This window comes from Pandoraea sp. (assembly GCF_004297875.1).
Taxonomy (GTDB): Bacteria; Pseudomonadota; Gammaproteobacteria; order Burkholderiales; family Burkholderiaceae; genus Pandoraea.
In genome coordinates this window covers 98,827-111,682 of sequence record NZ_SCSK01000067.1, presented here as the reverse complement: position 1 = coordinate 111,682, position 12,856 = coordinate 98,827, and the positions used below count along the sequence as shown (strand labels likewise).

Below are 12,856 nucleotides of genomic sequence, written 5' to 3'. Positions count from 1 at the left end.
GCAAAAAAAGCGCGGCCGAAGCCGCGCCTGTGCTGCACTTCGCCGCTGGCGATCAGTGCACGATCCGCTCGAACTGATACTTGCCATCGTGCCAATCGACCGGCACGACATCCTTCGGTCCGAACTTGCCTGCCAGGATCAGCTTGGCCACCGGATTCTCGATCTCCTGCTGGATCGCACGCTTGAGCGGCCTGGCCCCGAAGACGGGGTCATAGCCCTCTTTGGCAACATGCGCCAGCGCGGCCTCCGAGACGTCGAGCTGCATGTCCATCTTGGCCAGCCGTTCGCGCAGGCGCTCGATCTGGATCATTGCAATCGACTTGATATGCTGCTCGTCGAGCGCATGGAACACGACCACTTCGTCAATGCGATTCAGGAACTCCGGCCGGAACTGCTCCTTGATTTCGCCCCACACGGCATCCTTGATGCGGTCCTGCGGCTCGCCCACCATCGCCTGAATCAACGACGACCCCAGGTTCGAGGTCATCACGATGACCGTGTTCTTGAAGTCCACGGTACGGCCCTGGCCATCGGTCATGCGACCGTCGTCGAGCACCTGCAGCAGTACGTTGAAGACATCCGGATGCGCCTTCTCGACCTCGTCAAGCAAAATCACGCTATACGGTTTGCGCCGCACGGCTTCGGTCAGGTAGCCGCCTTCCTCGTAACCGACATAGCCCGGCGGCGCACCGATCAGGCGTGCCACGCTGTGCTTTTCCATGAATTCGCTCATATCGATGCGAATCAGATGGTCTTCCGAGTCGAACAGGAATGTCGCCAGCGCTTTGCATAGCTCGGTCTTGCCAACCCCCGTCGGCCCAAGGAACAGGAAAGAACCGTAGGGCCGGTTCGGATCCGCCAGGCCGGCGCGCGAGCGCCGGATGGCGTCGGCCACCGCCTCGATGGCCTCGTTCTGGCCGATGACCCGCTCGTGCAGTTTGTCTTCCATGTGCAGCAGCTTTTCCCGCTCGCCCTGCATCATCTTCGACACCGGAATACCGGTCGCGCGCGACACCACTTCCGCGATTTCCTCGGCCCCCACTTGCGTGCGCAGCAGTTTGGGGCGGGCCTGCGTCTTGCCCGACGCCTCGGCTTGGGTGACTTCCCTGAGCTTGGCCTCGAGTTGCGGCAACTTCCCGTATTGCAGCTCGGCAACCTTGTCGAGCTTGCCCTCGCGCTGCAAACGCGTGATCTCGGCACGGGTCTTATCGATGTCTTCCTTGATTTGCGCGCTGCCCTGCACGGCGGCCTTTTCCGCTGTCCAGATTTCCTCGAGATCGGCGTACTCCTTGCCCAACCGGACGATTTCATCCTCGATCAGGGCCAGCCGCTTTTGTGACGCTTCGTCGGTTTCCTTCTTCACGGCCTCGCGTTCGATCTTCAGCTGGATCAGCCGGCGGTCGAGCTTATCCATGGCCTCCGGCTTGGAGTCGATCTCCATCTTGATCTTCGAGGCGGCCTCGTCGATCAGGTCGATCGCCTTGTCCGGCAGGAAGCGGTCGGTAATGTAGCGATGGCTCAATTCCGCGGCCGCGACGATCGCCGGGTCGGTGATTTCGACGCCGTGGTGCAGTTCGTACTTTTCCTGCAGGCCGCGCAGGATGGCGATGGTCGCCTCCACCGAGGGTTCGTCGACCAGGACTTTCTGGAACCGGCGCTCCAGCGCGGCGTCCTTCTCGATGTACTTGCGATACTCGTCGAGCGTGGTCGCGCCGATGCAGTGGAGTTCGCCGCGCGCCAGCGCCGGCTTGAGCATATTGCCGGCGTCCATGGCGCCTTCGGCCTTGCCGGCACCGACCATGGTATGGATTTCGTCGATGAAGACGATGGTGCGGCCTTCGTCCTTGGCAATGTCCTTGAGCACGGCTTTGAGGCGTTCCTCGAACTCACCCCGATACTTCGCGCCGGCCAGCAAGCCCGCCATGTCCAGTGCCAAAACGCGCTTGTTCTTCAGCGACTCGGGTACTTCGCCGTTGATGATGCGTTGCGCCAGTCCCTCGACGATCGCGGTCTTACCCACCCCGGGCTCGCCGATCAGCACCGGGTTGTTCTTGGTGCGGCGCTGCAGGATCTGGATCGTGCGGCGGATTTCATCGTCACGGCCGATGACCGGGTCGAGCTTGCCCGCCTTGGCCCGCTCGGTCAGGTCGAGCGTATATTTCTTGAGCGCCTCGCGCTGGCCCTCGGCATCCTGGCTGTCGACCGCCTGGCCGCCGCGCACCGCGTCGATGGCCGCCTCCAGCGCCTTGCGTGACAGACCATGCTCGCGCGCCAGACGACCGGTGTCGCCCTTGTCGTCAGCCAGCGCAAGCAGGAACATTTCGCTGGCGATGTAACTGTCGCCACGCTTTTGCGCTTCCTTGTCAGCCTGATTGAGCAAGCCGGCCAGATCGCGTCCGACCTGAACATTGCCATTGGTGCCCTGCACTTGCGGCAGACGCTCGATGGCCTGCTGCGTTGCATTGGCCAGCGGCTGCACATGCACACCGGCGCGCGCCAGCAGCGAGCGTGCCGCGCCCTCCGGCTGAGCCAGCAAGGCGCCCAGCAGATGGACCGGTTCGATATATTGGTTGTCGCGTCCGACCGCGGTACTCTGGGCGTCTGAAAGCGCCTCGAGGAACTGCGTGGTGAATTTGTCTTGTCGCATCGAATGCTCCAGGAGAAGATTGACTTTGCCTTCGATGTGCGGCCGATACTCGACGTTTTCAAGGGAAAAATGGCGTTTATCGCCGAGCCCGTCGCCGGTACCCGACTTGCCTTTCCGGTTAACGCAGATTAATATGCATTAAAATTACATATTTAAGTATCGTGACTCAAATCGCTGATCCAGCCGCCCCTCGCGCGGCATCGCCCGACGAAATCAATATCCGCACGCTGGTCGATACTTTTTATGACAGGATACGCCGGGACGACATGCTCGGCCCGGTCTTTGACCAGATTCTTGCCGGCCGTTGGGAACAGCATCTGCCGAAGATGTGTGATTTCTGGAGCAGTATCGTGCTCGGCACCAAGCGTTATCGCGGCAACGTCATGCAGGCGCATATGCCGCTGCAGGGACTGCGGGGCGAGCACTTCAACCGCTGGCTTTATCTTTTTCTGGATACGGTCGATCGCCTTTACGAGCCAGCCGCGGCGATGGCTTTCATGACACCGGCATTGCGCATCGCACAGAGCCTGCAACTTGGCTTGTTCGGGTGGGACTACGTCTTGCCGCCGGAGCAGCAAGTGCTGCTGGCACGCCTGCAGAACCGCCCGGCGCGACCGTAGCACGCCAGCAAGCTACTTGTCCTGCGGTTTATCAACGCCCCAGCGCGCCAGCGCAGCCTCATCGCTGTGTCTCGCCTCGACCCACCGGGCCCCGGCCGGGGTCTGTTCTTTTTTCCAGAACGGCGCCTCGGATTTCAGGTAATCCATGATGAATTCGCACGCCGCAAACGCCTCGCCGCGATGCGCGGAGGTCACGGCTACCAGAACGATCTGATCGGCCGGCTTGAGCTTGCCGTAGCGATGGATCACCAGCGCGTCGTAGATATCCCAGCGTTCATGGGCTTGCTCGACAATCGCCGCCAATGACTTCTCGGTCATGCCGGGATAATGCTCGAGTTCAAGTTCGGCGACGTCCTGGCCGCTGCTGAGGTCGCGCACCGTACCGACAAAGCAGGCCACGGCGCCCACGCGCAGATCGCCGGCCCGCAGGGCCGCGACCTCCGCGCTCAAATCGAAATCGCCTTGCTGGACTTTGATAGGCATGGCGTTGTCCTCAGCCGCCGGTGACCGGCGGGAAAAAAGCCACTTCGCACTGCTCGCTCAGGCGCGTGGCCGGGCCGCACATCTGGTGGTTATAGGCCGTGCGCAAGGCCTTGCCCTGGGCCAGGGTCTCCTGCCAAGCGGGGCCGCGCCTGCACAACCAGGCTCGCACGTCGCCGACCGTGCGTACCGATTCCGGCACCTCGACAGTTTCCTCGGCCGTACCCAGGGCCTCGCGGACGCTGGCAAAAAAACGCAATTCTATTTTCATGGGAAACCCATAGCTCCTGCGGTTCAATAAAGCAATTCGGCAAAGGGAATGAACTGGACGTTCTCGCCAGCCTGGATTGCGTGATTGGGAGGATTGTCAATCAGGCCATCGCCCCAGACGGCCGAGGTCAGGACCGCCGAACTCTGATTGGCGAACAGCGACAGGCCGCCGTCTTCGTTGAGCCGCGCGCGCAGGAATTCGTTGCGGCGATCGGCTTTCTTTTGCGTGAAATCGGCTCGCATCGCAAAGCGCCGTGGCGTAACGCGCTCGACGCCCTGCAAGCGCAGGATGAACGGCCGCACGAACAACAGAAAAGTCACCAGGCTGGAGACCGGATTGCCCGGCAGGCCCATGAAATAGGCAGGCCGGGCGGTGCCGTTGTCGATTTCGCCAAACGCGAGCGGCTTGCCTGGCTTGAGCGCGATCTGCCACAGGTTAAGGCGTCCCTCGGCCTGCACGGCCGGTTTGATATGGTCTTCCTCGCCAACCGAAACCCCGCCCACGGTGATGATCAGATCGTGCTCCCGCGCTGCTTGACGCAACGTCGCGCGCGTCGCGTCGAGCCGGTCGGGCACGATACCGAAATCGGTCAGCGCGCAGCCAAGATTTTCCAGCAGGCCGCGCAGCGTAAAGCGGCTGGAGTTGTAGATCGCGCCCGGGCGTAGCGGCTCGCCGGGCATGACCAGTTCATCCCCGGTGAAAAAAACCGCCACGCGCAAGCGCCGGGTGACCGGCACGCGGGCGCAACCGATCGAAGCTGCCAGCCCGAGTGCCTGCGGACTCAGGCGGGTGCCAGCCGGCAGGATCACGCTGCCGGCCTGGATGTCCGCCCCCTGGCGGGTTATCCATTCGCCCATCTGGGGCTGATGACCAATGACAACTTCGTCGCCGCGCGCTTCGCACTGTTCCTGCATGATCGAGGTGTCGGCACCCGCCGGAATCGGCGCGCCGGTGAAAACCCGCGCCGCGGTGCCCGGCTCGAGCGGCTCCGGCTGGTGCCCGGCGGGCACGCGCTGCGACACCGGCAACACCGTCCCGGCGCCGCGCAGGTCGGCATGACGCACCGCGTAGCCGTCGACCGCACTGTTGCTCATCGGCGGCACATCCAGCGGCGACACGATGTCTTCGGCCAGCACTCGGCCGTTGGCTTCAAGCGTATCGAGGCTTTCTCTCTCGCGAATCGGACGGGCCTCGCTCAGGACGGCTTGAAGGGCTTCTTGGGTACTCAGCATGGTCGATGTCACGGTCAGGGAGTTCGGGGTCAGTGCGCAGCGCATGGCACGCAACGGTCATGCCGGCGCATCGAGGCTCACGGGCGCGCCCCGCATTTTTGCATTGTAGCGGCTGCCCCGCCGTTGCACAGCGCCGCCGCCACATAAGGGTTATCAGGATGGCTGGGCCGCAGGCGGCAAAATATCGCGCAAACACTGGCGCAGCGCCGGCAGCACCTCGGCCTCGAACCACGGGTGGTGCTTGAACCACGCCTGATTGCGCGGACTGGGGTGCGGCAGCGGGAAATAGGCTGGCAGGTGGGTGCGCCATTGCCGTATGGTGTCGGCCATGGTGGCGCCGCAGGCGTCGCCAAGGTAATAGCGCTGCGCGTAGCTGCCGATCAGGAGGGTCAGTCGGATGTCTGGCATGGCCTGGCGCAATGCGCCATGCCAGCGCGGCGCGCAAATCGAACGCGGCGGCAGGTCACCATGCTTGCCGCTGCCGGGAAAACAGAGTCCCATCGGCACGATCGCCAGCACCGAAGCGTCGTAGAAACCCTCGCGGCTCATCTCCAGCCAACCGCGCAGGCGGTCACCCGACGGATCGTTCCACGGCACGCCCGTGTCGTGAACGCGCCGGCCGGGCGCCTGGCCGATAATCAGCACCCGAGAGGATGCGTGTGCGACTACCACCGGCCTTGGTTCATGCGGCAAATCCGCCGCGCAGGCGCGGCAGGCGCGCACCTCCTTCAGCAGCGACGACAGACGCGGCGCGCGAGCCATATCGGCTGGGTGCGGCGGGCTAGAGGCCGGTGTGTGCGGCGATGAACGCCTTCACACGGGCAACGTCGGCCGGCACGGTTTCGAAGCGCTGCGGCAGCGCCTCGAGATGCTCGAAACCCGCCGGGCGCGGCGGTTCGCGGCGCAGCGCTTCGCGAATCGTCTCGGCGAACTTGGCTGGCTGCGCCGTTTCAAGCACGACCATGGGGACGCCGGGCTCAAGTTGTTCGCGCGCGACTTTGACGCCGTCGGCAGTGTGGGTGTCGATGACCACGCCATAGCGCTGATCGATGTCTCGAATCGTGGCCAGGCGGTCGTCGTGCGTGCTGCGTCCCGAGACGAAGCCAAACTCGGCGATGCGGGCAAAATCGGTCGAGCCCGCCAGATCGAACCCGCCTTCGGTCTCGACGGCCTTGAAGAGGTCGACCGTGCGCCGGGCATCGCGTCCCAGCAGATCGAACATGAAACGCTCGAAATTGGACGCCTTGGAAATATCCATGCTTGGACTGCTGGTATGCAGCGTTTCGGCGGACTTGCGCACACGGTAGCGACCGGTGCGGAAAAACTCGTCGAGTACGTCGTTTTCGTTGGTGGCCACCACCAGCCGGTGGATCGGCAGGCCCATCATGCGCGCGATATGACCGGCGCAAACGTTGCCGAAATTGCCCGAGGGCACCGTGAACGAGACTGGCCGGTCCTGCCCGCTCGCACCGCCAGTGGCCGCGAAATAGCCCTTGAAGTAGTAAACCACCTGCGCGACCACGCGCGCCCAGTTGATCGAGTTGACTGTGCCGATTTGCTGTTGCGCCTTGAACGCCAGATCGTTCGAGACCGCCTTGACGATGTCCTGGCAATCGTCGAACACGCCCTGGACCGCCAGATTGAAGATGTTCGGGTCTTGCAGACTGTACATTTGCGCGGTCTGGAACGCGCTCATCTTGCCGGCCGGGGACAACATGAAAACCCGGATGCCCTGCTTGCCGCGCATCGCGTATTCGGCCGCGCTGCCGGTGTCGCCGGAGGTCGCGCCGAGGATGTTGAGCGATTGCCCATGCTGCGCCAACGCGTATTCGAACAGATTACCCAGCAGTTGCATGGCCATGTCCTTGAAGGCCAGCGTCGGTCCGTTGGACAGGCCCAGCAGGGACAGCCGGGTGCCCTGCTCGTCGCCCAGCACGCGCAGCGGCGCGATCTCGCGCGGATCTTCCCCGGCGCGCACGTTGCGGTAGATCTCGGGTGTGTAGGTGCGGCGCGCGAGTCGGCGCAAGTCGTCGGCGGGAATATCGTCGCAGAATTTACCCAGGATGGCACTGGCGAGATCGGCATATGACAGTTGCCGCCAGGCCGTGAGTTCGGCCGCGCCGATGCGCGGATAAGCGAGCGGCAGGTACAGGCCGCCGTCCGGCGCGAGGCCACCCAGCAGGATATGGGAAAACGACAGCGGCTCGCTGCCGGCGACGTCACGTGTGGAAAGATATTTCATGGTGTGGCGCCCCGTTGGGTTTAGTTCAAGCTTTCCATGCGGATGCGCGTGACGCTCGAGAGTACCGTGGGCAGCGCCTCGATCCGGCCGATGGCAGTGTTGATATGCTTTTCCTGCGTTTGATGAGTCAGGATGATGATGTCGGTCTGCTGTTCACCTTCGCGCGACTCCTTTTGCAGCAAGGCATCGATGGAAATGCCCAGATCGGCCAGGATGCGGGTGATCTCGGCCAGCACGCCGGTTTGGTCGGCTACCCGCAAACGAAGGTAGTAGCTGGTGGTGACCTCGTCGATCGGCAGCACCGGCGTGTTGGACAGCGCATCGTGCTGGAACGCGAGGTGCGGCACGCGATGGCCGGGGTCGGCGGTATGCAGGCGGATGACGTCGACCAGATCGGCCACCACCGCCGAGGCGGTCGGCTCGGCGCCGGCGCCCTTGCCATAGTAGAGCGTCGCACCCACCGCGTCGCCCTGCACCACGACCGCGTTCATCGGCCCCTCGACGTTGGCAATCAGGCGCTTGCCGGGAATCAGCGTGGGGTGCACGCGCAACTCGATGCCCGACGCGACCCGGCGGGTGATGCCAAGCAGCTTGATGCGGTAGCCCAGTTCCTCGGCGTATTTGATGTCGATTGCCGCCAGCCTGGTGATGCCTTCGACATAGGCCTTCTCGAACTGCACGGGCACGCCGAAAGCAATGGCGCTCATGATCGTGATCTTGTGCGCGGCATCGATACCTTCGATATCGAAGGTCGGGTCGGCTTCGGCATAGCCCAGTTGCTGGGCCTCCTTGAGCGCGACATCGAAGTCGAGGCCCTTGTCGCGCATTTCGGACAGGATGAAGTTGGTCGTGCCGTTGATGATGCCGGCGATCCATTCGATGCGGTTGGCCGTGAGCCCCTCGCGCAGCGCCTTGATGATCGGAATGCCGCCAGCCACGGCAGCCTCGAACGCCACCATGACGTTGTTGGCTCTGGCCGCGGCGAAAATTTCGTTGCCGTGGACCGCCAGTAGCGCCTTGTTGGCGGTGACGATGTGCTTGCCATTGGCAATCGCTGTCAGGACCAATTCGCGTGTCAGGTCGTATCCGCCGATCGTTTCGACGACGATGTCGATATTGGGGTCGGTCACCACCCGCATCGGGTCGTCGACCACCTCGCAGGCTCCCGCCAGGCGCTGCCGCGCACGCTCCACGTTGCGTACCGCGACGATCGTGATTTCGATGCCGCGCCCCGCGCGGCGCTGAATTTCTTCCTGGTTGCGGCGCAACACGTCGAACACACCGTATCCCACGGTGCCCAGTCCCAGCAAACCTACTTTAATCGGATTCATGCGTCGTTACTTTTAAAATCGAAATCGGTGCCGCCCGCGCCACGCGAGCGGTCGGGCCTGGCTCAGGCACTGTGGCGCCGCCGGTATCCGTCCAGAAACCGGGCGATGCGTCCAATGGCATCGCGCAAGTCGTCTTCGTTGGGCAGGAACACGACGCGGAAGTGATCCGGCTGCTGCCAGTTGAAGCCGCTGCCTTGCACCAGCAGCACGCGCTCTTCGAGCAGCAATTCGAGAATGAAGGCTTGATCGTCCTTGATCGGATAGACCGCCGGATCGAGTTTCGGGAACAGATATAGCGCGGCCTTGGGCTTGACGCATGAAACGCCGGGAATCTCGGTGAGCAGCTTGTGCGCGAGTTCGCGCTGCTTGTATAGCCGCCCGCCGGGCACGATCAGGTCGTTGATGCTCTGGTAGCCGCCCAGCGCGGTCTGGATCGCGTATTGTCCCGGCACATTGGGGCACAGGCGCATCGACGCCAGGATGTTGAGCCCCTCGATGTAGTCCTGCGCATGCCGCTTGTCGCCCGACACGACCATCCAGCCCGCGCGATAACCGCACGAGCGGTAGCTTTTCGACAGTCCGTTGAAGGTCACCGTGAGCACGTCGTCGGACAGTGCGGCGATCGATGTGTGCTTGGCGCCGTCGTAGAGGATCTTGTCGTAAATCTCGTCGGCGTAAATGATCAATTGATGCTGCCGTGCCAGCTCGACGATCTCCCGCAGCAGCTCGTCGGAATAGAGCGCACCGGTCGGGTTGTTGGGATTGATCACGACGATGGCCCGCGTGTTCGGCGTGATTTTTCGGCGGATATCGTCCAGATCGGGCTGCCAATCAGCCTGCTCGTCACATATGTAATGCACCGGCGTGCCTCCAGAGAGACTCACCGCCGCGGTCCAAAGCGGATAATCCGGCGCGGGCACCAGGACTTCATCGCCCGTGTTGAGCAAAGCCTGCATCGACATCACGATGAGTTCCGAGGCGCCATTGCCGAGGTAGATATCGTCGAGCTGCACATCGCGCACGTTTTTCTGCTGCATATAGTGCATGATCGCCTTGCGCGCCGAGAAGATGCCGCGCGAGTCGGAATAGCCGGACGATGACGGCAGGTTGCGGATCATGTCCTGCACAATCTCGTCCGGCGCCTCGAAACCGAACGGCGCCAGGTTGCCGATATTCAGCTTGATGATGCGGTGCCCTTCTTCTTCCATGCGCTTCGCATGTTCGAGTATCGGGCCGCGAATGTCGTAACAGACGTTTTGCAGCTTCTGGGATTTCTGGATCGGTTTCACAGCGTCGGCTTTCTCGGCGGGATCGGGGGGAGACAGCGCGCCTGGCGGCTGCCCAATGCTGCATCGCAGAGGCCGTAGCCGCCGGCGAATCGCAAAAAGTTATAATTTAGCGAATTATGACAGAGTTCGGCAACGCATTATTGACGCGGCCTGGCAGTAGCGGCATGATGCGCGGCACATTGCGGCATTCAAGCGCTGTCCGAAAAACCATCGTCAACACATTGCCACCGACGGCGCTGACCCGTCGGCGGCAGCCATTTGCGGACCACCGACCTTGAAACTACACCAGGAGTCACTTCAGGCCAACAATGCCGTCACGGCATATGGGCCCGATTATGTCGATATCAACAAGCAGCGCTTCACGCACAGCATCATCGTCGCGCCGACCGGCCCGGTGCAGGTTTGGCCGGTGAACTCTTTCGCCGCGTTGCAGCCAGAGCATTTCGCGGCCCTGCTCGACGGCGCGCCGGAAGTGGTCATTTTCGGTAGCGGCCAGCACCTGCGGTTTCCCCATCCCCGCCTCACCAGCGCACTCACGAGCGTGCGCATCGGCGTGGAAACCATGGATTTCCAGGCAGCATGCCGCACCTACAACATCCTCATGGCGGAAGGCCGCAAGGTAACCGCCGTTCTCCTGATCGAAAACGAGACCTCCGCGTGACAGACTCTTCGACACAAACTCAAGATCGTTTCCCGCTCTCCCGCCCCGCTTTCTGGCTGTTGTTGTTCCTCTTCTCGTTGGTTTGGTTCGGCACGCTCAATTACCGTCACCTGATTGCCAGCGACGAGGGCCGCTATGCCGAAATGGCCCGCGAAATGCTGGCCTCCGGCGACTGGATCACGCCGCGCTACGACGGCTACAAATATTTCGAAAAGCCGCCGCTGCAGACCTGGATGAATGCGCTGACGTTCATGTGGTTCGGCCTGGGCGAGTGGCAGGCGCGCCTATGGACCGCGCTGACCGGTTTTGGCGGCATTCTGCTGGCCGGTTACACCGCCAAGCGCGTATTCAACGCTCGCACGGGCCTGATGACAGTGCTGGTGCTGATCGGGGCGCCGATGTGGGGGTTGCTGGGCCATTTCAACGTGCTCGACATGGGCGTGACGTTCATGATGGAGATTTCATTGTGCGCGATGTTGCTCGCCCAACGTCCGCAGTTGCCAAACGCCCAGGTGCGCCGCTGGATGTGGCTGTGCTGGGCCGGCATGGCGCTGGCGGTATTGAGCAAAGGGCTGATCGGCATTGTGTTGCCTGGCGGCGTGCTGGTTTTGTACTCGCTGATTTCGCGTGACTGGGCGGTCTGGAAGCGCGCCTACATTGTCAGCGGCCTACTGATTTTTCTGGCTATTTCGGCCCCGTGGTTCATTCTGGTCTCGATCCACAACCCCGAATTTGCCTACTTTTTCTTCGTCGACCAGCATTTCAAACGGTTTCTGACCGATTACGCGCGTCGCGAAGGCCCCTTTTATTATTTCGTGCCCGTGCTGCTGGTCGGCTTTTTGCCGTGGGTCAGCGTCATGTGGCAAACCGCCGCATTCACGCGCAGGATGCCGCGCCAGCCCAACGGCTTCGCCCCGGTGACGCTGCTCTGGGTGTGGACCGGCTTCATTTTTGTTTTTTTCAGTATCTCCAGCTCCAAGCTGATTTCATACATTCTCCCGATCGCTCCGGCGCTGGCCATGCTGATCGGACTTTACCTGTCGCAACTGACCGCCGAGCGGTTCAAGCGTCATTTGGCCGGATACGCGGTGTTGCTGGTGCTGGTGGCGGTGCTCACGGCGATTTTCGGCGCGCGCCATGGCAGTGCTAAGAACCCGCTGGTCCTGTATCAGGAATTTCGGCTGTGGCTTTATGCCGCATACGCCGCCGCCATGGTGGGTATCGTGCTCGCGTGGCGCCTTAATCGTCACAGCGTGCGCCGCGCACTGATCGCGTTTAGCGCCGGCATGTTCGCGCTGGCCATGATCGGCGGCTCGGGACATGAGGTATTCGGTCGCAACAGCTCCGGCGTCCTGCTGGTCCCGGCCGTAAAAAACGCCATGACGCGCCTTGGGCCTGACACGCCGTTCTATTCGGTGGGCATGCTGGACCACACCATGCCGTTCTACCTGCGCCGCACCATGACGATGGTGGCGTTCGAGGACGAACTCGCGTTCGGTATCTCGCAGGAGCCGCAAAAATGGATTCCGACAATTCCGGCGTTCATCAAACGCTGGGACAGCGAGCCCAAAGCGCTCGCGCTGATCAGCCCGCCCATTTACGAAAACCTGAAAAACCAGCATGTGCCCATGCAGGTGATCGCCCGCGACGCACGTCGCGTCATCGTGGAAAAGCCCCAGCCCTGACATCATGAACCTCGTCACCTTCTCTCTTGTGCTGACGGGCGTATTGCTCAATGCCTGCGCCCAGCTGTTACTGAAAGCAGGTGCCGACACAATCGGCACACTGGCCTTCACGCGTGCCAATATCGTGCCCATCGGCATCAAGCTCGCCACCCAGTTGCCGATTCTGGGTGGTCTGGCCTGCTACGCAGTCAGTGTGGTGGTATGGATTCTGGCGCTCTCGCGCGTACAGGTTTCGCTGGCCTATCCAATGCTTTCGCTGGGTTACGTAGTCAATGCGCTGGCCGCGTGGTACTTGTTCGGCGAGGCGCTCAGCTTGCAACGCTTAATTGGAATCGGCATCATTCTCGTCGGCGTATACATATTGGCGCGCAGCTAACGCCTGCCGATACCTTCTACAG

At 62.3% G+C, this 12,856-nt stretch carries 12 protein-coding genes; 4 read left to right on the top strand and 8 right to left on the bottom strand.

Features of this window, described 5'->3' with window-relative positions:
- Positions 1–52: 52 nt before the first annotated feature.
- The gene (clpB, locus tag EPN80_RS19640; protein ID WP_293031385.1) at positions 53–2,647 is read right to left on the bottom strand and encodes an ATP-dependent chaperone ClpB; all 2,595 of its coding nucleotides are present in this window, start codon (positions 2,645–2,647) and stop codon (positions 53–55) included.
- Between the two features lie 161 nt (positions 2,648–2,808).
- On the opposite strand from clpB, the gene EPN80_RS19635 reads away from it, so the two are divergent.
- Complete coding sequence (locus EPN80_RS19635) at positions 2,809–3,267, top strand: group III truncated hemoglobin (protein WP_293031383.1); 459 nt, start codon at positions 2,809–2,811, stop codon at positions 3,265–3,267.
- A 12-nt stretch (positions 3,268–3,279) separates the two neighbouring features.
- On the opposite strand, the gene moaE is transcribed toward EPN80_RS19635, so the two are convergent.
- From moaE to EPN80_RS19600, 7 genes are all read right to left on the bottom strand, one after another.
- Positions 3,280–3,750, bottom strand: a complete 471-nt coding sequence (moaE, locus tag EPN80_RS19630; protein WP_293031381.1) for a molybdopterin synthase catalytic subunit MoaE — start codon at positions 3,748–3,750, stop codon at positions 3,280–3,282.
- 10 nt (positions 3,751–3,760) lie between these two features.
- Positions 3,761–4,018, bottom strand: a complete 258-nt coding sequence (gene moaD / locus EPN80_RS19625) for a molybdopterin converting factor subunit 1 (protein WP_293031378.1) — start codon at positions 4,016–4,018, stop codon at positions 3,761–3,763.
- Positions 4,019–4,041: 23 nt separating this feature from the next.
- Entirely contained in the window at positions 4,042–5,250 is a 1,209-nt protein-coding gene (gene glp, locus EPN80_RS19620; RefSeq protein ID WP_293031375.1) for a gephyrin-like molybdotransferase Glp, read from the bottom strand.
- Positions 5,251–5,403: 153 nt separating this feature from the next.
- Positions 5,404–6,012 carry a uracil-DNA glycosylase family protein gene (locus EPN80_RS19615; protein ID WP_293031373.1) on the bottom strand — a complete coding sequence of 203 codons (609 nt, stop codon included), beginning with the start codon at positions 6,010–6,012 and terminating at the stop codon, positions 5,404–5,406.
- A gap of 19 nt (positions 6,013–6,031) precedes the next feature.
- Complete coding sequence (gene thrC, locus EPN80_RS19610; protein ID WP_293031370.1) at positions 6,032–7,492, bottom strand: threonine synthase; 1,461 nt, start codon at positions 7,490–7,492, stop codon at positions 6,032–6,034.
- Between the two features lie 20 nt (positions 7,493–7,512).
- The gene (locus EPN80_RS19605) at positions 7,513–8,823 is read right to left on the bottom strand and encodes a homoserine dehydrogenase (protein WP_293031367.1); all 1,311 of its coding nucleotides are present in this window, start codon (positions 8,821–8,823) and stop codon (positions 7,513–7,515) included.
- Positions 8,824–8,885: 62 nt separating this feature from the next.
- Positions 8,886–10,112 (bottom strand): pyridoxal phosphate-dependent aminotransferase, encoded by a 1,227-nt coding sequence (locus EPN80_RS19600; RefSeq protein ID WP_293031364.1) that lies wholly within the window; start codon positions 10,110–10,112, stop codon positions 8,886–8,888.
- A 274-nt stretch (positions 10,113–10,386) separates the two neighbouring features.
- Here EPN80_RS19600 and EPN80_RS19595 point away from each other — a divergent pair, with 274 nt between their 5' ends.
- Genes EPN80_RS19595 through EPN80_RS19585 form a run of 3 tightly spaced genes read left to right on the top strand, consistent with a single transcriptional unit; the run spans position 10,387 to position 12,834 of the window.
- Positions 10,387–10,773, top strand: coding sequence for an Mth938-like domain-containing protein (locus EPN80_RS19595; RefSeq protein ID WP_293031361.1), 387 nt, complete (start codon positions 10,387–10,389; stop codon positions 10,771–10,773).
- A complete protein-coding gene (locus tag EPN80_RS19590; protein WP_293031357.1) occupies positions 10,770–12,458 on the top strand; it encodes a glycosyltransferase family 39 protein in 1,689 nt (562 codons plus the stop codon). The genes EPN80_RS19595 and EPN80_RS19590 overlap by 4 nt, the downstream gene beginning before the upstream one ends.
- Before the next feature lie 4 nt (positions 12,459–12,462).
- On the top strand, positions 12,463–12,834 hold the full coding sequence (locus tag EPN80_RS19585; RefSeq protein WP_293031354.1) for an SMR family transporter: 372 nt from the start codon (positions 12,463–12,465) through the stop codon (positions 12,832–12,834).
- The last annotated feature ends 22 nt before the right edge of the window (positions 12,835–12,856 follow it).

What these genes read in the sequence shown, in the direction of transcription:
- clpB (WP_293031385.1), bottom strand. Translation starts at nt 2,647, where the DNA reads ATGCGACAAGACAAATTCACCACGCAGTTCCTCGAGGCGCTTTCAGAC.
- moaE (WP_293031381.1), bottom strand. Translation starts at nt 3,750, where the DNA reads ATGCCTATCAAAGTCCAGCAAGGCGATTTCGATTTGAGCGCGGAGGTC.
- moaD (WP_293031378.1), bottom strand. Translation starts at nt 4,018, where the DNA reads ATGAAAATAGAATTGCGTTTTTTTGCCAGCGTCCGCGAGGCCCTGGGT.
- glp (WP_293031375.1), bottom strand. Translation starts at nt 5,250, where the DNA reads ATGCTGAGTACCCAAGAAGCCCTTCAAGCCGTCCTGAGCGAGGCCCGT.
- EPN80_RS19615 (WP_293031373.1), bottom strand. Translation starts at nt 6,012, where the DNA reads ATGGCTCGCGCGCCGCGTCTGTCGTCGCTGCTGAAGGAGGTGCGCGCC.
- thrC (WP_293031370.1), bottom strand. Translation starts at nt 7,492, where the DNA reads ATGAAATATCTTTCCACACGTGACGTCGCCGGCAGCGAGCCGCTGTCG.
- EPN80_RS19605 (WP_293031367.1), bottom strand. Translation starts at nt 8,823, where the DNA reads ATGAATCCGATTAAAGTAGGTTTGCTGGGACTGGGCACCGTGGGATAC.
- EPN80_RS19585 (WP_293031354.1), top strand. Translation starts at nt 12,463, where the DNA reads ATGAACCTCGTCACCTTCTCTCTTGTGCTGACGGGCGTATTGCTCAAT.